Source organism: Mammaliicoccus sp. I-M35 (assembly GCF_022386455.1).
GTDB classification, from domain to species: Bacteria; Bacillota; Bacilli; order Staphylococcales; family Staphylococcaceae; genus Mammaliicoccus; species Mammaliicoccus sciuri_A.
The window spans coordinates 1-21575 of the sequence record NZ_JAJNIL010000008.1; the positions used below are offsets into that span (position 1 = coordinate 1).

The 21575-nt window shown below is 34.1% G+C and carries 23 protein-coding genes; 15 read left to right on the plus strand and 8 right to left on the minus strand.

What is annotated here, in order from left to right; translation table 11 throughout:
• Positions 1-760 precede the first annotated feature (760 nt).
• Positions 761-1168, plus strand: coding sequence for a GNAT family N-acetyltransferase (locus LQ679_RS09895; protein WP_206166508.1), 408 nt, complete (start codon positions 761-763; stop codon positions 1166-1168).
• A gap of 66 nt (positions 1169-1234) precedes the next feature.
• On the opposite strand, the gene folE2 is transcribed toward LQ679_RS09895, so the two are convergent.
• The 4 genes from folE2 to LQ679_RS09915 all read right to left on the minus strand — a co-directional run bounded on the left by folE2 (position 1235) and on the right by LQ679_RS09915 (position 4056).
• Positions 1235-2113, minus strand: a complete 879-nt coding sequence (gene folE2 / locus LQ679_RS09900; RefSeq protein WP_037589935.1) for a GTP cyclohydrolase FolE2 — start codon at positions 2111-2113, stop codon at positions 1235-1237.
• 18 nt (positions 2114-2131) lie between these two features.
• Positions 2132-2800 carry a bacillithiol biosynthesis deacetylase BshB2 gene (gene bshB2 / locus LQ679_RS09905; protein WP_037589936.1) on the minus strand — a complete coding sequence of 223 codons (669 nt, stop codon included), beginning with the start codon at positions 2798-2800 and terminating at the stop codon, positions 2132-2134.
• A gap of 12 nt (positions 2801-2812) precedes the next feature.
• Positions 2813-3172 (minus strand): YojF family protein, encoded by a 360-nt coding sequence (locus tag LQ679_RS09910; RefSeq protein ID WP_025904884.1) that lies wholly within the window; start codon positions 3170-3172, stop codon positions 2813-2815.
• 77 nt (positions 3173-3249) lie between these two features.
• Complete coding sequence (locus tag LQ679_RS09915) at positions 3250-4056, minus strand: MurR/RpiR family transcriptional regulator (RefSeq protein ID WP_048541392.1); 807 nt, start codon at positions 4054-4056, stop codon at positions 3250-3252.
• A 125-nt stretch (positions 4057-4181) separates the two neighbouring features.
• Between LQ679_RS09915 and LQ679_RS09920 the strand changes: the two genes are divergently transcribed.
• The 4 genes from LQ679_RS09920 to LQ679_RS09935 all read left to right on the plus strand — a co-directional run bounded on the left by LQ679_RS09920 (position 4182) and on the right by LQ679_RS09935 (position 7587).
• Positions 4182-5717, plus strand: coding sequence for a PTS transporter subunit EIIC (locus tag LQ679_RS09920; RefSeq protein WP_239762589.1), 1536 nt, complete (start codon positions 4182-4184; stop codon positions 5715-5717).
• 15 nt (positions 5718-5732) lie between these two features.
• The gene (locus LQ679_RS09925; protein WP_239762591.1) at positions 5733-6401 is read left to right on the plus strand and encodes an N-acetylmannosamine-6-phosphate 2-epimerase; all 669 of its coding nucleotides are present in this window, start codon (positions 5733-5735) and stop codon (positions 6399-6401) included.
• A gap of 2 nt (positions 6402-6403) precedes the next feature.
• Positions 6404-7144 carry a glucosamine-6-phosphate deaminase gene (gene nagB / locus LQ679_RS09930; protein ID WP_037589941.1) on the plus strand — a complete coding sequence of 247 codons (741 nt, stop codon included), beginning with the start codon at positions 6404-6406 and terminating at the stop codon, positions 7142-7144.
• 104 nt (positions 7145-7248) lie between these two features.
• On the plus strand, positions 7249-7587 hold the full coding sequence (locus tag LQ679_RS09935; protein WP_239762715.1) for a hypothetical protein: 339 nt from the start codon (positions 7249-7251) through the stop codon (positions 7585-7587).
• A gap of 805 nt (positions 7588-8392) precedes the next feature.
• Here LQ679_RS09935 and thiD read toward each other — a convergent pair.
• On the minus strand, positions 8393-9223 hold the full coding sequence (gene thiD / locus LQ679_RS09940; protein WP_239762593.1) for a bifunctional hydroxymethylpyrimidine kinase/phosphomethylpyrimidine kinase: 831 nt from the start codon (positions 9221-9223) through the stop codon (positions 8393-8395).
• Positions 9224-9337: 114 nt separating this feature from the next.
• Between thiD and LQ679_RS09945 the strand changes: the two genes are divergently transcribed.
• From LQ679_RS09945 to gltS, 5 genes are all read left to right on the plus strand, one after another.
• Positions 9338-9994 (plus strand): uracil-DNA glycosylase, encoded by a 657-nt coding sequence (locus LQ679_RS09945; RefSeq protein ID WP_103361275.1) that lies wholly within the window; start codon positions 9338-9340, stop codon positions 9992-9994.
• Entirely contained in the window at positions 9994-10329 is a 336-nt protein-coding gene (locus tag LQ679_RS09950) for a DUF5327 family protein (RefSeq protein WP_239762595.1), read from the plus strand. The genes LQ679_RS09945 and LQ679_RS09950 overlap by 1 nt, the downstream gene beginning before the upstream one ends.
• 20 nt (positions 10330-10349) lie before the next feature.
• Entirely contained in the window at positions 10350-10712 is a 363-nt protein-coding gene (locus LQ679_RS09955; protein ID WP_025904893.1) for a DUF423 domain-containing protein, read from the plus strand.
• A gap of 52 nt (positions 10713-10764) precedes the next feature.
• On the plus strand, positions 10765-12243 hold the full coding sequence (locus LQ679_RS09960; protein ID WP_048541410.1) for an APC family permease: 1479 nt from the start codon (positions 10765-10767) through the stop codon (positions 12241-12243).
• Positions 12244-12458: 215 nt separating this feature from the next.
• Entirely contained in the window at positions 12459-13667 is a 1209-nt protein-coding gene (gene gltS, locus LQ679_RS09965) for a sodium/glutamate symporter (RefSeq protein WP_037589945.1), read from the plus strand.
• Between the two features lie 448 nt (positions 13668-14115).
• On the opposite strand, the gene hemQ is transcribed toward gltS, so the two are convergent.
• On the minus strand, positions 14116-14868 hold the full coding sequence (gene hemQ / locus LQ679_RS09970; RefSeq protein ID WP_239762598.1) for a hydrogen peroxide-dependent heme synthase: 753 nt from the start codon (positions 14866-14868) through the stop codon (positions 14116-14118).
• 196 nt (positions 14869-15064) lie between these two features.
• Between hemQ and LQ679_RS09975 the strand changes: the two genes are divergently transcribed.
• The 4 genes from LQ679_RS09975 to LQ679_RS09990 are packed head-to-tail and all read left to right on the plus strand — an operon-like array spanning position 15065 to position 18199.
• A complete protein-coding gene (locus LQ679_RS09975; protein ID WP_239762607.1) occupies positions 15065-15787 on the plus strand; it encodes an ATP-binding cassette domain-containing protein in 723 nt (240 codons plus the stop codon).
• Positions 15784-16455 carry a metal ABC transporter permease EmtB gene (gene emtB / locus LQ679_RS09980; RefSeq protein WP_037589948.1) on the plus strand — a complete coding sequence of 224 codons (672 nt, stop codon included), beginning with the start codon at positions 15784-15786 and terminating at the stop codon, positions 16453-16455. The genes LQ679_RS09975 and emtB overlap by 4 nt, the downstream gene beginning before the upstream one ends.
• A 7-nt stretch (positions 16456-16462) precedes the next feature.
• Positions 16463-17269, plus strand: coding sequence for a MetQ/NlpA family ABC transporter substrate-binding protein (locus LQ679_RS09985; RefSeq protein ID WP_037589949.1), 807 nt, complete (start codon positions 16463-16465; stop codon positions 17267-17269).
• A gap of 21 nt (positions 17270-17290) precedes the next feature.
• Positions 17291-18199: an ABC transporter substrate-binding protein gene (locus LQ679_RS09990; protein ID WP_206166500.1), complete on the plus strand. Its 909-nt coding sequence runs from the start codon at positions 17291-17293 to the stop codon at positions 18197-18199.
• Positions 18200-18260: 61 nt separating this feature from the next.
• On the opposite strand, the gene LQ679_RS09995 is transcribed toward LQ679_RS09990, so the two are convergent.
• Entirely contained in the window at positions 18261-18641 is a 381-nt protein-coding gene (locus LQ679_RS09995) for a VOC family protein (protein WP_107576876.1), read from the minus strand.
• A 29-nt stretch (positions 18642-18670) separates the two neighbouring features.
• Positions 18671-19462 (minus strand): Cof-type HAD-IIB family hydrolase, encoded by a 792-nt coding sequence (locus tag LQ679_RS10000; RefSeq protein ID WP_204188317.1) that lies wholly within the window; start codon positions 19460-19462, stop codon positions 18671-18673.
• A 270-nt stretch (positions 19463-19732) separates the two neighbouring features.
• On the opposite strand from LQ679_RS10000, the gene LQ679_RS10005 reads away from it, so the two are divergent.
• The gene (locus tag LQ679_RS10005; protein ID WP_239762610.1) at positions 19733-21538 is read left to right on the plus strand and encodes a purple acid phosphatase family protein; all 1806 of its coding nucleotides are present in this window, start codon (positions 19733-19735) and stop codon (positions 21536-21538) included.
• Positions 21539-21575 lie beyond the last annotated feature (37 nt).

Consider the following 21575-nt stretch of genomic DNA (forward strand, 5'->3'; position numbering starts at 1 on the left):
ATGATTCGAAGACTACAGGCTGAGAACATGCCCGCGGAAAGCATGCGCATAAAAAAATGCCGGCAAAGTCTAAGACTTTGTCGACACTCTGGAGCAACAGCTTAGGCTGTTGCTCTTTTCTTTATAGAGAAAGATGGAAATGTCGGGATGCGAGTGAGAAATATGGACCGATACGGAAAATTATCGGTCCAGAAACGGAAAATATGGACCGATACGGAAAATTATCGGTCCAGAAAAGAGAAATATGGACCGATACGAAAATTTACCGGTCCAGAAACGAGAAATACGGGCCGGTACGGAAAATTAACGGTCCAGAAATGGGATTTGCAGGCCGATAAAAAAATTATCGACCCGAAAACAGGATTTCCAGGCCGAAAAAATAAAATATCGACCCGAAAACTGGATTTGCAGGCCGATAAATAAATTTATCGACCCGAAAACAGGATTTGCAGGCCGATAAATAAAATTATCGACCCGAAAACGAGATTTGCAGGCCGATAAAAATAATTATCGACCCGAAAACGGGATTTACAGGCCGATAAAAAAATTTATCGACCCGAAAACAGGATTTGCAGGCCGATAAATAAAATTATCGACCCGAAAACAGGATTTACAGGCCGATAAAAAAATTTATCGACCCGAAAATGAGAGTACCACCGCATATAACATCACAATCCACCATAATAATGTATAATTACCTTAATGCAATAATAAGTGATTTTGATAACTTGATGATCAAGCATTAATAGGAGGTATTACTATGGAATATTCAATAAAGAGAATACCTAGCAATGAGGATTTACAAAAGTTATATTTAAGTGTCGGCTGGGATGTATATGTAAAGAATAATGAAGATATGACTGTGCTATTAAAAAATGCATGTTACTTTGTAACTGTATGGGATAATGATCAATTACTGGGATTGACTAGAGTTATTAGTGATGACCATTCAATTGCATATGTACAAGATATTCTTATAGATCCTGATTATCAAGGTAACGGAATAGGTAGCAAACTTTTAAATATGATTAAAGAACGATTTAATCATGTCAGACAAGTTGTATTAATGACGGATACATCAGAAAAGACTATCAATTTTTATGAAAAGAATGAGTTACTGTCATTAGATAAATATGACTGTACTGCTTTCATGAAGATCAACCAATAGTCCTCCCACATCCACAACTCAAAAAAACGGACCGACTGTTCTACGTCGGTCCGTTCTCTATTTAAATTACTTAGTATATTTTAATCTTGCGAATGCATCGTGTTGATGTATAGATTCTTCGTTTCGGCATTCGATTTCGAATCCTTGAATCCAATCTAATTCTACTAAATCAGCTGCTACTAATCTAATTAAATCTTCTACAAATCTTGGATTCTCATATGCTCTTTCTGTAACGGCTTTTTCGTCTGTTCGTTTCAAGATTGGGTATAACATTGAACTTGCGTTAGCCTCCATACCGTCTAATACAATATCTTTGTAGTTATCTGGTAGGCTTACTTCTGGATCTAAATCAATTAGGACTGTGATAATACCACGCTGATTATGAGCTGAGTATTCACTAATTTCTTTAGAACATGGGCATAACGTTGTTACAGGTACTTCTATACCTAAAGATTTCTTTGTTATTTTATCTTCTGAAACGGATAAGATATATCTAATATCTGCATGACCGACTGCCTTTTGGTTTGTAACTGGGCTAAAGCGGTTAAAGAACCATTTTGCTGTTACGTCAACTGATGCAGTATTTTGAATCATTGCAGTTTGTAGTGTATTTAATAATGTTGTTAGATGATCGAAATCTAGTTTTACACCGTTATCATAATGTTTTTCAACACTTTCGATAATACGGCTCATATTAATACCTTTTTCGTCTTGATTTAAACTAGTTGAAAATTCGAAGTTTCCAACTGTTTGAAAATCATCAATTCTTACAGGGTAAATTAAGTTCTTAATACCAACATGTTCAATTTCGAACAGGAAATCTTTCTTAGAGCTTTGTAAATCAGGCATCTTTTCTTTTTCAGTTGGCTTTGTACCTTTAATAGGGTCAACTGAACCGAAATATTTCCAGCGCGCTTCACGTGTTGATAAATCTAATTGTGTCATTCACATTGCCTCCACTATCTATTCAATATGATATGTCCAGAAATGTTCTGTCTTCATCCACATATCTTTAGCCGCTTCACCTTCTTGAGTATTTGAAGCAAGGTTTTGTAACATTGGACCTGTTTGAGACGCATGAGCTTTAAGGACTTTCATCTTGCGTTCTTCGTATCCAGTAATATCTATATTAATATCCGGTTCTCCTAAATCGCTGTAAGTGTCATTACTAAATGCCACAAGGTGTAATTTAGGTCTCGCTGATGCTTCCATACGACTGACTGTTCTTACAACTGATTCTGCAGTTGCTTCATGGTCAGGGTGAACGGAATAACCAGGATAGAATGAAATAATCAATGATGGGTTAAGTTCATCTATTAATGATTTTACCATATTATCTAATTCATCTTTAGGTTCAAATTCGATTGTTTTATCTCTATAGCCCATTTTTCTTAAATCCGTGATACCGATCGCTTCAGCTGCTGCATCTAATTCACGTTCTCTTATAAATGGTAAAGATTCACGTGTAGCAAAAGGTGGGTTACCTAGGTTACGGCCCATCTGTCCTAACGTTAAACATGCGTAAGTTACTGGTGTACCATTGTCCACGAACTTACTTAATGTACCAGATGTTCCAAATGCTTCGTCGTCTGGATGTGGAAAAATAACTAATACTTGTCTTTCGTCATTCATTGTATTCACCTCTTAATCCTTGAAAGGATTGCTACTAATTTCTAAAGTTGCAGCAAGTTGTCCTTCATAATTTAGTCCCGCTATTAATAGTTCGTTATTTTCAGTTACTTCATAATGTGTTAATCCTTGAACATAAACCCAACCGTTGTTGTCTAATTTTAAACCAACACGATAAGGTTCTTTATTACCACCCGTTAAATGTGCGTGTGTAAAAGTAACTTGAATATTTCTTAAAAATGTACCAGCATTAAATACTTTGCTATCAAAATGGTTTGCATAAGCACCATTTGTTGTTTCTACATGGAGATAAACTGGCTTATTTTCATATTCCGATATTAGTGATTGTACTTGATCTACTTGAATTAATTCCATGCCTTTCACTCCTCATAGTATATACTTTACTATTCTACTAAATTCTTGAGTAAATTTATATACATTCTGCTCACAAGTTATGATTTATTGTCTTGAAGTATGACATCTCTCGTATGCTGATAAAGATTCATATTATCTTGGCGCTCTAACAACATATAACTGACCACATCAATCAAGAAATGTGCTGAAATTTGTGTGTTAATGAATTGTTTATCGTTCACTCTCGTTTGATCAATCGTCATGATGACAATGTCAGAATAAGCAGTCAGTTCACTGCCAGCATAGTTTGTAATCGCAATAACAGTTGCCCCTTGAGATTTCGCAATTTTAGCAGCATTAATCAGTTCTTCTGTCTTACCACTATTAGAAAAAGCAATTAACGCATCATTTCTATTTAATAGCGAAGCCCCAATTTTCATTTGATGCGCATCAGTTACAGAACTTCCGGCTATGCCCATTCTCATCGTTCGATAATAGAATTCAGTTGCTGTTAAACCAGAACTCCCTAAACCTGCAAAAAGTGTTTGTCGACTATTAGTTAAAATATCAATCAGTTGATTAATTTTATCGTTAGATATAAATTCACCAGTTTGTTGTATAAGCGTTTGATGATATTCATGGATTCTTTTAATGAGCGGAACATTTTGAATATCCGTCTTCTCATAAGTTTGTTGAATATTGAACTTCATATCTTGAAAATGTTGATAGTTCAATTTATGACTAAATCTTGTAATGCTAGAAGTTGATACACCAATTGCATAAGCTAAAGAAGTAATTGTTGAAAAATGATCGCCAACTGGATGATCGAGTATAAATCTAGCAATCTTTTCATCAGATTTTGTGAAAAGGTATGAAAATTGTTGAATACGATTTTCAAAATTCATGAAGGACACCTCAATTTATAGAATAAATAACATTATAATTGAAAAGATTTTTCAAAACAAATAATAAAGTTGACTATAATTTTCATGGTGTTATATTTAGGGTAAATAGGGAGGTAGGTGTTCGAATGAGTAAAATTTTTGATAAAGCACAACAATTCGGGAAATCATTTATGTTACCTATAGCAATTTTACCTGCAGCAGGGTTGTTATTAGGTATCGGTGGTGCTTTAAGTAATCCAAACACAATTAAAGCATATCCGATTTTAGACGTAGATTTATTACAGTATATATTTATTTTGATGTCATCAGCGGGGAATATCGTTTTTGCGAATTTACCAGTATTATTCGCAATCGGGGTTGCGATAGGCTTAGCAAGAAGTGATAAAGGTACAGCAGGTTTAGCAGCAATGTTAGGATTCTTAATTATGAATGCGACGATGAACGCATTATTAACGATTACGGATAATGTTGCAGCACCAGAAGCATTAGCTAAAGCAGGACAAGGTATGGTATTAGGTATTCAAACTGTCGAAACAGGTGTGTTCGGTGGGATTATCGTCGGTATTATGACTGCCATGCTACACAATAAATATAACAAAATCACATTGCCACCGTTCTTAGGGTTCTTTGGTGGATCGAGATTCGTACCGATTGTAACGTCAATTGCGTCAATCGTACTAGGTGTTATTTTGTTCTTTGTTTGGCCAACGATTCAAGGTTGGATATTCAATGCGGGTGGTCTTGTTAATAAAACAGGAGTCATCGGGACGTTTATTTATGGATTTATATTACGTATGCTTGGGCCATTTGGCTTACATCATATATTCTACTTACCATTCTGGCAAACTGCACTTGGTGGTACGATGGAAATCAACGGGAAAATTATACAAGGGACTCAAAATATCTTCTTCGCACAATTAGGAGATGCAGATTTAACACATTATTATTCAGGTATTTCAAGATACATGTCTGGTCGTTTTATTACAATGATGTTCGGATTACTTGGTGCAGCTTTAGCAATTTACCACACAGCTAAACCAGAGAAGAAAAAAGTAGTAGGTGGCTTAATGCTTTCTGCAGCATTAACATCATTCTTAACAGGTATTACTGAACCACTTGAATTCAGTTTCTTATTCATAGCACCAGTATTATATGTTATCCATGCAATATTTGATGGTTTAGCATTTATGATGGCTGACATATTTAACATCACTGTCGGTCAAACCTTTAGTGGCGGATTCATTGATTATATCCTCTTCGGTGTGTTACAAGGGAATAGTAAGACGAACTATTTATTAGTCATTCCTATCGGTATAGTTTGGTTCTTCTTATACTATGTGACTTTTAGATTTTTAATTACGAAATTTAACTTTAAGACACCAGGACGTGAAGATAGTGAAGCGGTTCAAACTGTTGAAGCAAGTGAACGTGCCGAAACAATCATTAAAGGTTTAGGTGGAAAAGAAAACATAGATACAGTCGATTGTTGCGCTACAAGATTACGTGTAACGATTAATGATGAGTATTTGTTCAACGAAGAACTCATTAAGACGACAGAATCAAGAGGTATCGTCAAAAAAGGAACAGGTATTCAAATCATTTATGGTCCGCATGTTACGACTATAAAAAATGAAGTAGAAGAAGCGTTAGAAAATCAATAAGGAGTGTTTTTATAAATGTTACCACAAGGATTAATCGTGTCATGTCAGGCTTTACCGGATGAACCATTACATTCATCTTTTATTATGAGTAGGATGGCGTTAGCTGCATCTCAAGCAGGTGCTAAAGGTATTAGAGCGAATACGAAAGAAGATATTATTGCTATTAAAGAAGAAGTTGATTTACCGGTAATCGGCATTGTAAAACGTGATTATGAAGGTTCAAAAGTATTTATCACAGCAACTTCAAAAGAAGTCGATGAATTAATTGAAAGTGGTTGTGAAGTTATTGCGTTAGATGCGACGAAACAAGAAAGACCTAAAGAGTCACTTGAAGAACTTGTTTCATATATTAGAGAGCATGCACCAAACGTTGAAATTATGGCAGATGTCTCTGATTTAGAAGAAGCTATTCAGGCTGATAAATTAGGATTCGATTATGTAGGTACAACTTTAAGAGGTTATACAGAATATACAAAAGGTCATGTATTATACGAAAATGATTTTCAATTTTTAAAAGAAGTATTAGACAATGTTAACGCAAAAGTAATCGCAGAAGGAAACGTTATTACCCCTGAAATGTTTAAACGTGTAACAGATTTAGGCGTACATTGTACAGTTGTTGGCGGCGCTATTACGAGACCTTTAGAAATAGCGAAAAGATTTATAAAAGAAATAGAGGGATAATTATGCAAATCATGAATTTAGGATCTAAAGAGGAAGCATGCCACTATGTTGCGAATGAGTTATTAAAGCAAATTATTTCAAATAAAAAAAGTGTGCTTGGATTAGCGACTGGTGGAACGATGGTTCGTGTATACGAACAACTTGTGAACTTGATTAGAATTAATGAAATTGATTTGAGTGAAATCACGACATTTAATTTAGATGAATATATTGGTATCGATTATGATCATCCAGAAAGTTACTACACATATATGCATGACGTACTCTTTAATCATTTACCATCTTGGAATGAATCGCGAATACATTTACCAAACGGTTCGGCAGAAGATTTAGAAGCAGAAACGAAACGTTATGAAGCATTATTAGATCAAGAAGGACCAATAGATGTTCAAATACTTGGTATTGGAGAAAATGGTCATATTGGTTTCAATGAACCAGGCACTCCATTTGATAGTGTGACAAGTATTGTGAATTTAACGGAGTCTACAATAGAAGCGAATAGTAGATATTTTGAAACAATTGAAGAAGTACCAGAACAAGCCATTTCTATGGGTATTCAATCTATTATGAAAGCTAAACGTATAATTCTATTAGCTTATGGACCGAAGAAAGCAGAAGCGATTAAACGATTATTAACAGGTGACATTACAACAGACTTACCAGCATCTGTTTTGTATAATCATCCTAATGTAGAAGTTATACTAGATAATAATGCGTATTTAAGTGAAGAAGAAGACATTTAGAGTAATAAGTCATAGTAAAAATTCACTTGAATGATGATACTCTTTAAAGTACAATTACAACTGAGATTAGCCTCAAGAAATGGCGGGTGGAATTATTGGAAACAATGCGCATTTCATTTAACGATGAAGCGGTTTTAGATTATTGTAATATAATGGGATATCAGTACTATGAAGAAGTACCAGTTCAATACTTATTAAGCGTACTTCGAAAGTTTAATAGTTTTAAGCCATTTATGAGAAATGATACAAAACTTAAACAAATTAAAAGTGAGTTTGAACAGACAGAACGTATTATGACATTAGAAAATTACATCGCAGAATTAGAATGTTTAAATGAAACAAAAGAGGGAGATAATGCATTTTATCAATATCAAATGACATTATTTAAGAACCGCAAAGAAGTGGCAAAAGTCACAGCAGAATTTAGTATCATGAAATCATAATAGAAAAGCTGTACGCATGTGCGTATCGTATTGAATGAAGCCGAGACAAGAAATGTTGTCTCGGCTTTTGTTTATATTTGGGTGTTGGTTGTGAGAATTCCATGTGGTGGACTCTTATCGTTAAAAGCAGTTTTGGGTGAAGGTGCAAATAGTGGGGCAGTTATTAGCAGTTTTGGCTGAAAGTGCAAATACTGAGTGCCATGTTTACAGTTGTTACGAGTTTTGTAAATAAGGCGGCCGTTAGTAACATTTTGGCTGAGTTTTGTAATTATAGCGGTCCATAGTAACATTTCAGCCGAGTTTTGTAATTAAGGCTGTCTATAGTAACATTTCGGCTGAGTTTTGTAACTATAGACGTCCTTAGTAACACTTCGGCCGAGTTTTGTAAATAAGGCTGTCCTTAGTAACACTTCGGCCGAGTTTTGTAAATAAGGCTGTCCTTAGTAACACTTCGACCGAGTTTTGTAACTAAGGCGGTCGATAGTAACACTTTGGCCGAGTTTTGTAATTAACGCCCCCGTTATGAACAAGTTTAGCCAGAAGTGTTCACAACGCCCCCATTATGAACAAGTTTAGCCAGAAATGTTCACAACACCCCCGTTACGAACAAGTTTGGCGAGAAGTGTTCACAACGCCCCCGTTATGAACAAGTTTAGCCAGAAGTGTTCACAACGCTCCCGCTACCCCCGCTCCCGTCGTTAACCCCAATAGAAACAACCTCCTAGCTTCCCCACAAAAAAATGCCAACAAAGTCTAAGACCTTGTCGACATTATGAAGCTGTACGCACACGCGTACAGCTTTTTATTATACTTCTTCAGTATATACTTCTATTTTTTCGATACGGTTTGAAGCGCCGTGATCTACTGGACCTACGAAGTCGTTCATTTTCCAACCGTTTTTAATAGCTGATGCTACGAATGCTTTTGCATGAATGATTGCATCTTCTGGTGATTCGCCGTTTGCTAAGTTAGCTGTTGTTGCTGCTGCGAATGTACAACCTGCACCGTGGTTATAACTTGATTGGAATTTATCTGTTGATAATAGGACATGCTTTTGTCCGTCATAGTATAAGTCATAAGCTTTATCTGATTCTAGAGCTTTTCCACCTTTAATGACAACATATTGTGCACCAAGTTCGTGGATTTTTTCTGCTGCTTTTTTCATATCATCAATTGAAGTTAGTTTACCTATACCTGATAGTTGACCTGCTTCAAATAAATTTGGTGTAACGACTGTTGCTTTTGGTAATAGTTCTTTGATCATTGCATCAGTATTTCCCGGGTTAAGTACTTCGTCTTCACCTTTACATACCATTACAGGGTCAACTACGAAAATTTCAGCGTCTGCTTCGTCATATGTTTGACGTGCACGTTTAATAATTTCTTCAGAACCAAGCATACCTGTTTTTATTGCATCTGGTCCGATTGAAATAGCTGTGTTTAATTGTTTATCTAGTAAATCAAGAGGTAATGGTGTTACGTCGTGTGACCATGTTTGTGGGTCCATTGTAACGACTGCTGTTAATGCAACCATTCCATATGTGTCATGCTCTTGGAATGTCTTTAAATCTGCTTGCATTCCAGCTCCAGCACTTGTGTCTGATCCTGCTATTGTTAAGACTTTTTTTAATGCCATTGATGATTCCTCCCAATAATTCATATATTTCATCATATCACGTTTTTTAATTGTAAAAAATAGTTATGACCTTTTCTTGAGTGCTATGTTATCATTTTTATTGAGGTGAATAATATGGATTGGCAACAAATATTTCATAAAATAAAATCCGAACATGATTTTTCAGAAATGGAGTCATTTTTAGAAGAAGCATATAAAAGTAAGACGATTTATCCTGATAGAGAAAATATTTATCAAGCATTTGATTTAACACCTTTAGATCATGTGAAAGTGGTTATTCTCGGGCAAGATCCTTATCATGGTCCGAATCAAGCGCATGGCTTAGCTTTTTCAGTACAACCAGACGCAAAATTCCCACCTTCATTAAGAAATATTTATAAAGAATTAGAAGACGATATAGGTTGTAAGAGAACGACACCTCACTTGCAAGATTGGGCTAAGGAAGGTGTATTACTTTTAAACACCGTCTTAACAGTAGAAGCGCATCAAGCACATTCACATAAAAATATTGGTTGGGAAATATTCACGGATGAAATTATTAAACATGTTTCCAGTGAATTAGAAGATGTTGTGTTTATACTTTGGGGTAAACCTGCACAATCTAAGATCAAGCTTATTGATACAGAACGCCATCATATTATACAATCTGTACATCCAAGTCCATTATCGGCTTATAGAGGATTCTTTGGGTCTAAACCATTTAGTAAGACGAATGAATATCTTATTGCGAGTGGCAAAGAACCCATTAATTGGTGTGGAGGTGACATTTAATGATAAGTAGATCACAATTAATTGCTGCAATAGAAGAAGAACTCGTTGCTGCTGACAATGCTTCAACAAATGAAGTCTTTAATCGCCACATGCATGCCATTCATACGTTAAGTGGATTGGTAGATAAAGAAGACGATTTAACGCACGATATTAAAGTAGAACAAAATATTTCTTCTACACCTAAACCAACACCAAAAGCAAAACCACAAATTTCAGATGAAGAAATTAGAAAAATGGGTGGTAAAGTGCGTAACGAACCATCTGTAAATAAAACAGACAATCAATTAATAACAGATGATGGTATAGGTAACGGAGATTCAATATTTGATTTTTAAATAAGAAAGGGAGATAACAAATGAAATTATTTATTATAATAGGTGCAATTAATGCAATGATCGCTGTAGCAGCAGGTGCATTTGGGGCACATGGTTTAGAAAATAAATTATCGGCTAAATACTTAGATATATGGGGTAAAGCAACAACATACCAAATGTATCATGCACTCGGTTTAATATTAATTGGTATTATTTCGGGCACAACATCTATCAGTTTAAACGTAGCTGGATGGTTAATGACGTTTGGCATAGTATTCTTTAGTGGTTCATTATATATACTTGCTGTAACTCAAATTAAAATACTTGGCGCTATTACACCAATTGGCGGCGTGTTATTTATAGCAAGTTGGTTATTACTCGTAATTGCTGTTTGGAAAATTTAATTAAAGGTTAATTACGTTTCACGAAATTTAAAAAAATAAGGGTGGAACATGTATGGCTAGGAAAAAGAAAGATTTATCAAGAGGAAATTTAGATCAGAACTTATCAGAAAAATTTGTATGGGCCATTGCTTACGGCTCAAGTATAGGTTGGGGTGCATTTATACTACCAGGTGACTGGATTAGTCAGGCTGGACCATTAGGCGCTTCAATCGGTATATTTATCGGGGCATTATTGATGATTGTTATTGCCGTTAGTTACGGTGCATTAGTTGAAAAGTTTCCAGTATCAGGTGGTGCTTTTGCATTCGGATACTTAGGATTCGGTAAATATGTATCATTCTTCTCATCATGGTTTTTAACTTTTGGATATATTTGTATCGTTGCTTTAAACGCCTCTGCATTTAGTTTGCTTTTTAAATTTATTATGCCGGGATTTTTAGAACAAGGTAAATTATATACAGTAGCAGGTTGGGATGTGTACATAACTGAAATTATACTATCTTCACTTATATTGTTAATATTTGCTTGGATAAGTATAAAAGGTTCTAGTTTTTCAGGAAGTCTGCAATATATATTCTGTGTGGTATTAGCAGTTGTTGTCATACTTTTATTTGCAGGATCATTTTTCACGCATGATTTTTCATTCTCAAATCTTAAGCCTGTTGTCAATAATGACATGGGTTGGCTTGCCTCAATTGTTGTAATTCTGGCAGTTGCACCATGGGCATATGTAGGCTTTGATAATATTCCGCAAACGGCAGAAGAATTTAACTTTTCACCAAGTAAGACGTTCAAGTTAATCGTATTTAGTTTGATCGCATCAGCGCTTACTTATGTGATGATGATACTTTTAACAAGTTGGTTATTTAAAGATGCATCATCTGTAGGTGGAGATTTATGGGTGACAGGTTCAGTCGTTCAAGAAGCCTTCTCGTTTGTTGGTTTAGCAGTATTAATCGTCGCAATATTGATGGGGATATTCACAGGATTGAACGGATTCTTTATGAGTTCAAGTAGATTGTTATTCTCTATGGGTAGAGCATCTGTTATGCCAAGCGTCTTTAAAAAGTTACACCCAAAATATAATACACCTTATATTAGTATTATATTTATATTAGTATTGGCACTCGCTGCACCATGGTTAGGTAGAACAGCATTAACATGGATTGTAGATATGTCATCAACAGGTGTATCAATCGCTTACTTCATAACATGTTTATCAGCATTCAAACTATTTTCATACGATAAACGAAGCATGATGTATCATCCAAAATACAAAACATTTGCGATTATCGGTGCAATTATCGCTGGTATATTCTTAGGATTATTACTTATCCCAGGATCACCAGCAAGTTTATCATTACCTTCTTATATCGCATTGTTCATTTGGTTAGTGCTTGGTATTGTATTCTTTATGATAAGATATCCATCACTTAAGAAAATGACGAACGACGAGCTAAACTATTTAGTATTAGATAAGACAAAAGAAGAAATGATAGACTTAGAAGCCAAAACAGAAGTGAAAAAATAAATAAATAGTAAGCCAGACTAGCGAGTGACGTTAGTCTGGTTTTTTATTATTAGTAACATTTTTCAACTTAAAATAATTGTATAATTAGTTTTTTGTGAAATTATTTTATTTTTGTTTTATAGAAGGTAGCATTCTTTACTTGAGATAGGTATAATGTTCATCAGTGTTTGAAAACGATTTCTAGATAAAAATATAAGGTTTTAGGGGGAACGATGATGTTACAGTTTGATGCTGTCACAACTTTAGCTATAGCATGTGTCTTACTTTTATTAGGTGAGGGTATTGTAAATAAAGTTTCTATATTGAGACGTTTATGTATTCCAGCACCTGTTATAGGTGGCTTGTTATTTGCTATTGTAGTTGCTATTTTACAATCATTAAATGTCATTACAATTAAATTAGATTCTGATTTTCTACAGGACTTCTTTATGTTGGCATTCTTTACAACAATAGGTTTAGGTGCGTCATTAAAATTATTAAAACTTGGTGGAAGAGTACTGATTTTATATTTTATTTTTTGCGGAATTTTAGCATTTTGTCAAAATGTAATCGGTGTGTCATTATCTAAAGTATTAAATATTCCACCACTACTTGGCTTAACTGCTGGATCAATGTCCATGGAAGGTGGTCATGGTAATGCAGCGGCATACGGTAAGACTTTAGAATCATTAGGTGTAGACTCTGCGGTAACAGCGGCACTTGCTGCAGCGACATTAGGACTTGTTGCTGGTGGATTAATAGGTGGCCCTGTTGTTCGATATTTAATTAAAAAGTTTGATTTGAAACCTGGAGATGCTAAAGATACAGGTATTGATTTTAGCGAAGTGGGATATAACGAGAACTTACATAGTAGAATGAACCCTACAACAGTATTTATTGTTCAATTTACAATTATTGCAGTATGTATGGCGATTGGTACATATATTGGAGATGGATTTACAAATTTAACAGGTATTAATATTCCTGTGTATGTTGGGGCAATGTTTGTCGCAGTTATCATAAGAAACATCTCTGATTACGGAAACTTAAACATTATTGATATGAAAATTACAAACCAAGTAAGTGATGTTTCATTAAGTTTATTCTTATCAATCGCGTTAATGAGTATTAAATTAACAGAAATTTATCAATTGGCACTACCGTTAACAATTATTGTATTAGTACAAATTGTATTTATCGTACTATTCTCAGTATTTGTCGTGTTTAGAGGACTAGGTAAAAATTATGATGCAGCAGTTATGATAGGTGGATTTATCGGACATGGACTAGGCGCAACACCAAATGCCATGGCTAACTTAGATGTTATAACTAAAAAATTCGGTGCATCACCAAAAGCATATTTAGTAGTCCCAGTAGTTGGCGCCTTCCTAATAGATTTACTAGGCGTACCAATTGTTACATTATTCATTAATATATTTAGTTAAATATAGATGGCAAGGAGATTGAGGCTGGGATATTATATTATGTTCCAGCCTTAATTAATATTCTGGACCGATAAAAATAATTATCGGTCCAGAAACAAGATTTACAGGCCGATAAATAAAAAAATCGACCCGAAAACGGGATTTCCAGTCCGATAAAAATAAATATCGACCCGAAAACAGGATTACCAGGCCGGTAAAATAAAATATCGACCCGAAAACGGAATTTCCAGGCCGATAAAAATAAATATCGACCCGAAAACGGGATTTCCAGGCCGATAAATAAAAATATCGGCCCGAAAACAGGATTTCCAGTCCGATAAAAATAAATATCGACCCGAAAACGGAATTTCCAGGCCGATAAATAAAATTATCGGCCTGGAAATCAACATCATTAGCACTCAAATTATGAAGAGCCTGGAACTGAGTGAAGTTCCAGGCTCTTTCTATATTATTTCAATTTAAAGAATGTATCTAATTCATCAATATTTAATATATTACCTACATAGAATGCTCCGAAGTCACCATATCTAGCTGATACTTCGTCGAAACGCATTTCATAGATTAATTTCTTGAATTGTAACATGTCATCACTGAATAATGTTACGCCCCATTCGTAATCGTCTAGTCCTACTGAACCTGTAATAAATTGTTTTACTTTACCTGCATAACTACGTCCGATTAAACCGTGTGAGCGCATTAGGCTACGTCTATGATCCATATCTAACATATACCAGTTGTCTTCGCCGTCACGTCTTTTATCCATTGGGTAGAAACATACGTACTCTGAACGTGGTACTTCTGGATATAATCTTGCTTTAACATGTGGGTTTTCATATGGATCTTCGTTAGAGTCACCTGCAAGATAGTTTGAAAGTTCTACGATTGATACGTATGAATATGTTGGAATTAAGAAGTCGCTAATATCTAACTTGTTAAATTCATTTTCTAAGGCATTTAATTGTTTAACGTCTGGTCTTAAGAACCATAACATTAAATCTGCTTTTTGGCCTGTTATGTTATAGAAAGCATGAGAACCTTCTTTATTATTATGAACTGTTTCCAACGCTTCAAGGAAAGTCTTGAATTCGCCGATCATTGTGTTTCGATCTTCTTCAGGTACAGTTTTTAAGCTTGCCCAATCAATTGCATAAAATAAATGTAAGCTGTACCAACCATCTAATGTTTTTGCTGCTTCGTTCATTTTACTTTCGCTCCTTTTAGAAAAGATATCTTCATTACAAGTCTATCATACTAGATAAGGTTGAAAGGACTCAACTTTTTACATTGTTGTGAAAGAAAGAATACTTAAATGTATTAATTGATATTGATTATCGATTTCAATTATTAGATAATGAAAATAGATTTCCTTTTTAAAATAATTTTACAGGAGTATAAAGTTGTATAAATTAGAAAATGTTTCAAAAAAATATAATGACAATTTTGCTATAAAAGATTTTTCTTTAACGATAGAACCAGGATCTGTTACAGGTATTGTCGGAAAAAGTGGTTCGGGAAAGTCGACGTTACTGAGATTACTGAATTTAATAGAACAACCAACAGAAGGGCGCATTGTTTTTGACGGGAAAGATACAGAAGCATTATCAAAGCGTGTTGTAAGGAAGTATAAAGAAAAAATAGGCATGGTATTTCAAAATTATAATTTGTTGAATAATCTTAACGTTCAGCAAAATATCGCTTTGCCTTTAAAAATTATTAATCAGCAAGATAATGCAAAAGTAGATGAATTAATAGGGTTTGTAGGGTTAAATGATAAAAAGGATTATTATCCAGCACAATTATCCGGTGGAGAGAAACAACGTGTTGCATTAGCAAGAGCGCTCGTGAGAAACCCGGATATTTTATTGTGTGATGAGGCGACAAGTAGTTTAGATGAACATAACACGGAAATCATCATTAAGATGTTGAAGAAAGTGAATAAAGCATACAACATTACGATTATTTTTGTGACGCATGAATTGAGTGTTGTTAAACAATTATGTGAAAAAGTATGTGTTATGGAGGACGGTCAATTGTTAGAGGTTATGGATAATAAAGTAATAAGTGTAGAAAGAAACACGAATTCTTATTTAGAGAATGTTAGGCAGAGTTTAGAAGAATGACATTTTTAGAGAAAATAAATTACTACTTACCAGAATTGATTCAGTCCTTACAAGAAACGTGCATCATGTTAGGTTATTCGATGCTCATCACTTTACTAGTTGGACTACCTCTAGGCATCGCATTATTTTTATCAAACCCAAGTATTAAAGCGTTAAATATCAATTATTATTGGTCATTTAATTTCTTAATTACATTTATACGTTCATTCCCGTACTTACTATTTGTAATCAGTTTAATCCCACTTACACGCATGATTTTAGGGAGTGCATTTGGTCCATATCCATCGATTATCCCTTTAAGTATTGTAGGTATTGCGATATTTTCAAGATTGGTTGAACAAGTATTATTAGATATTCCTGGTGATATTAAAGTCTTAGCAGAATCTCTAGGTGCCACAACATATAAATATATTTGGAATTTCATATTAGTTGAATCACGTAGCGGCATTATATTGGCATATACAACGACGACAGTAAGCATGGTGTCTTATTCAACAGTCATGGGTATTGTCGGCGGTGGAGGAATAGGTGATTTCGCAATCAGATACGGTTACCAAAGTTATGAGAATGAAATCATGTATTTCTCAATCATCATCATCATTATCAGTGTGTTTATCATACAAATGTTAGGAAACTTTATAGCTCAAAAAATAGATAAAAGAAAGTAGTGTAGAAATGAAAAAAAGTTTATTTGTTATGTTATTAATGTTAAGCATTATCATCGCAGGCTGTGGCGCGAATAAAAAAGATAATGAAGACAAAGTCATTAAAGTCGCTTCTCAAGCACCACCAATGACAGATGTCGTTAAACAAGCAGCAAAAGAAGCTAAAAAGGACGGCTGGGAAATTAAACTTGTCCAAGTGAATGACAACGTTGCTTATAACGATATGGTAAGTAGTAAAGAAGCGGATGCAAGCTTCGCACAGCATAAACCATTTATGGAAAAATACAACTCAGAACGTAAAGCAAATTTAGTCGCGATTCAACCGATTTATGATGCAAAAGTTGGTTTTTATTCTAAAAAATATAAAGACATCAATGATATTCCAAAAGGGACAAAAGTAGCAATACCAAACGATATTTCAAATGAAGGTAGAGCGTTAGCGATTCTTGAAGAACAAGGTCTTATTAAATTGAAAGACGGCGTTGGTGTAAATGGCACTACGAAAGATATCGTCGAAAATCCTAAAGATTTCAAATGGTTGAAAGTAGACTTACTGAACTTAGCAGAAACTTATAGTGAAAAGGATGTATCACTTGTCTATAACTATCCAACTTATATTTCTAAAATTGGCTTAAAACCTGCTGACGCATTGTTCTTAGAGAAAAATATTGATTCACGTTTCTCAATTCAACTCGTTGCAAGAGAAGATAATAAAGACTCAGAAAAAATTAAAGAATTGCACAAAGTTATGAAAAGTGATGCAGTTAAAAAATATCTAAAAGAAAAACATGAAGATACGTTAATTCCATCGTTTTAAAATAATATATGAGGTGTAGAAATGAAAAAATTATTAAGTTTTGTATTATGTTTAGCGTTATTGTTAGCAGCATGTGGTAATAACAACGAAGCATCAAGTAGTAAAAGTGACAGTAAAGAACGAACATTTACGACTGAAGGCGGCGAAAAAGTAAAAATTCCTAAAAATCCAAAGCGTATTCTATTACTGACAGCTAACTATGGTAACTTGAAAAAATTAGGTGTAGAACCAGTAGCGATCACAAGTGTATTCCCAGATTCTAAATATTTAGATATGAAAGACGTTAAGAAAATAGATCCAGAAGATGTTGAAGCGGCAGCGAAGCTTAAACCAGATTTAATCGTAACGTATAAAGAAAATAAAAATAATAATAAACTTTCAAAAATAGCACCAACTGTATCACTAAAAGTACAAGACACAGATTATAAACAAACTCATATCGAATACGGTAAATTAGTGAACAAAGAAGAAAAAGCTAAAAAACAAGCAGACGAACTATCAGATAAACTACTAAAAGACGGTAAAGAAATTAAAAAACATATCGGAGCAGATAAAACAGCTTCAATTATGGACGTACAAGCTAAAGATATTTATCAGTTCGGCGCAAGATTCGGTAGAGGTAGTGACGCACTATTCGATGGTTTCAAATTAAAAGAAGATCCAGAAGCTAAAAAAGCAATGCCAAAAGAAAAATTCATGAAAGTACCTCAAGAAAAATTTAACGATTATTCAGGAGACTACTTATTTATTCCAACAAAAGACGGTAAAAAACCAAATAATGAATTTACAAATTCAACTATCTGGAAAAATAATAAAGCAGTTAAAAACAATAACGTCATTTACTACACAAGTAATGAAGCATTATACGGAGATTTAATCTCAGTAGAGAAACAAGCAGAAACATTTAAAAAAGAACTATTAAAAAAATAAAGTAATATAAAAAAAGAAGCTCGAGTTGAGCTTCTTTTTTGTTATTTTATAGGCTAAGTTATTAATAAGTTGTCAACTCAAGTAAGTTTCCTTCTGGATCTTGAATGACCGCTTCATAATAACCATCACCTGTAACTCTTGGACCACTTAACAATGGATATCCATCTTGGCTAAATTGCTGAGCAAAGCTATCAACCGCTTCTCTATCACCAACTGAAATAGCGATATGAGCATAGCCTTTACCATCACCTAAATGACCTTTCAAAAATGGTTTGTTCATTATTTCTAAGCGACTGCCTTCTTCAAAATGCAAAAAGTATGATTTGAATTTCGTTTTTTCATTGAAATATAATTCACTACTCGTTACATTAAAATACTTTATATAAAAATCTTTCAGTTTATCAATATCGTCTGCCCACAATGCTACATGTTCTATTTTCATAATAATCTCCCTTTGTATCAATTTTTGAATTATATGTTTAGTGCTTTTTTAATTGTTAACAAGACACCATTTTCATCATTAGATGGCGCAATTTCTTTTGTGATTGATTTAATATCCTCACTGGCATTCTTCATTGCATAACTATAATTTGCCAACTCCAACATTTCTTTATCATTTCCAGCGTCACCAAAAGCCATCAGTTCTTCTCGAGTTAATCCTAATTCTTTCAATAAATTATTAAGCGTACTACCTTTATTAACACCTTTAAGAATAATATCAATATTATGATGCCCGCTAGAAACGGCTACAATTTGGTCTCCATACTTTTCATTTAATAAGTCTCTAAATTCGTGCCCATTATCATAAACGGATAAAGCCAATTTAACAAACTTATCTTCAGGCAAGTCTTTTAAATGATCCACTTCTTTAAGTTCATAATAATATTTTGACATATCAGATTTAAAAGCATCACTTGAGTTACTTAAAATATAAGCACTGTTTACACCACACAAAACAAACTCAATATTATGCTTACTTAATCCATCCAAGATATTCATTAATAATTGTTCGTCAAATTCTGCGACATTGGTAATATGATTATAATCAGCGTATATAGCACCATTCTCTGCTATGTAAGAAATATATTTATCTTCCCCTGGGAAAAAACTCCTAAGTTGATAATATTGATTACCACTCGCTACAATAAATTTTATGTTTTGTGATTTTAAATACGAGAATACATCTTTAAATAAATCTTTATCATAAGAACCTTCTGAATTCAAAAAAGTCCCATCCATATCAACCGCTATTGCTTTAATCAAGAATAAACCCTCCTTTTAATAAAACTAAGATTTATATGAAATATACAACCTCCAAATGATTATTATATGTACTCTATTTATGTAATGATTTTACCAATTTTACATTATAGATTCATTAATATTGCCCGGTGTACTTTTGCCTAACTCTTCTCTTTATATTACATTCATACAATACTCATACTATCTTTACATAGGGTTAAAATATGATTGATACACTTCTAAATAGATTGCTTTTTAAATCACTATAGGGTTAATTAGGAGGAAGTGTACATGTATAATCAGTCAATAGCAAAGAGATTCATTAGTGGTACGGCATGTATGATGTTATTATTAGGGATTTCTACTACTGGTACGGTTGAAGCGAGTGGTTCTGGTGGTTCTGGTGGTGCTGGTGATTCGTCTGTTGTGAATCAACAAGCTCATTCGGATATTAAAGTGATGTCTCAGAAGCCGGAGGTAGCGCCTGTACCTAAGAAAAATCAGCCGAATCGTATTATTACGAATTTTAATGGTGATACGAAAACAGAAATGGCTTTTAATTGGTATACGACAGATCAATTTAATGATGCTAAAGTTTGGGTGTCAGAGACGGGTCAATTTGATGATGCACAAGCGTTTGATGCAACTTCTAAACAAGTGGATTCTAAATATGTTGAACGAGATAAGAACGGCAATTTCATCTTTGCGGATGTAGAAAAAGATGACGAAGGTGAACCTGTTAAAGATGCACAAGGTAAAGAAAAAATAAATGGATATTATACAGATGAACATGCACAAGGTGCTGAATGGACGCGCGGTGATAAACATGGGAAGTCTGAACTAATGACAGTTCCTGAATATAATTATAAAGCGAAAGCAACGGGATTAAAGCCGAATACTACATATTATTATCGCGTAGGTAGTGCAAGTGGTCCTCAAAGTGAAGTTGGACAATTTAAGACTTCTGGCAACAACGGTGATCCTTTCCAATTCGTACAGTATACAGATACACAAAATGCTTATTGGAATGAACACGTAAGAAATGAAGCACAATTTGGGGCAGATACGTTAAGCAATGCTATTCAAACAGCAGGCAATCCAAACTTCGCATTACACACAGGAGACTTTGTAGAAACTGCAGAAATTGAAGATGAGTGGTTAGATTTATATGATCAATCACGTCCATCATTTATGTCACTACCTGTAGCTTCTGCACCAGGTAACCATGACGAATATGCGCTAAGCGAAGATGATGAAAAATTACTGACAAAGTATAACGAACATGTCAATGTGCCTAAAGAAAACAATGCAGTCAATGGTGGATCTTATTATTCGTTTGATTATAATGGTGCACATATGGTTGTCGCTAATACAAATGATAATAAGAAATCTAAAGATAATCCTGAAGAAAAAGCAATTGGCAAAGAACAAATGGAATGGATTAAACAAGATATTAAAGATGCCAGAAAGAATGGCTCTAAATGGGTTATTTTAAATCTGCATAAACCAATGTATTCTAAATCGTATCATGCACTATCAGATGAAGATGTTGCTAAAATACGTGACGAACTGACTCAACAAATTGATGATTTAGATGTGGATTTAGTGTTACAAGGTCATGACCACGTGCTTTCTCGTACGAAACCATTAGAACATACATCGACTAAAAATAGCTTTGTAAATGCTAAGAAAGAAGATGCCAAACAAATTAGAGGTCAAGATAACATCACTTATTATGATAACCCAGAAGGTTCAGTTTACGTGCTGCCAAATACAGGTGGTACAAAAGCGTATGACAGTATATATGACCGTCCTTTAGAACATATTAAGAAAGTTAGACCAGAGCTAGAAAATTTAACTCAAGAAGAATTAGATCATTATAATAGTTTGTTTGCGATAGGCGAGCAACCTCATAAGACAGATGCTTTTAATGATAGTCATGAAAATAATCGAGATTCATCTGATCAGAACTTCTCAGTTTATGATGTATCTGAAGGTAAATTAGTCGTTAAAATTTATCAATTACATGGCGATATTAGTAAAGGTGAACAAAGAACAGTTAAATTAGTTGATGAATTCGGTATTAAAAAAGACTAACCATAGATTTCAAAGTTAAATAAATATCCATAAGGCG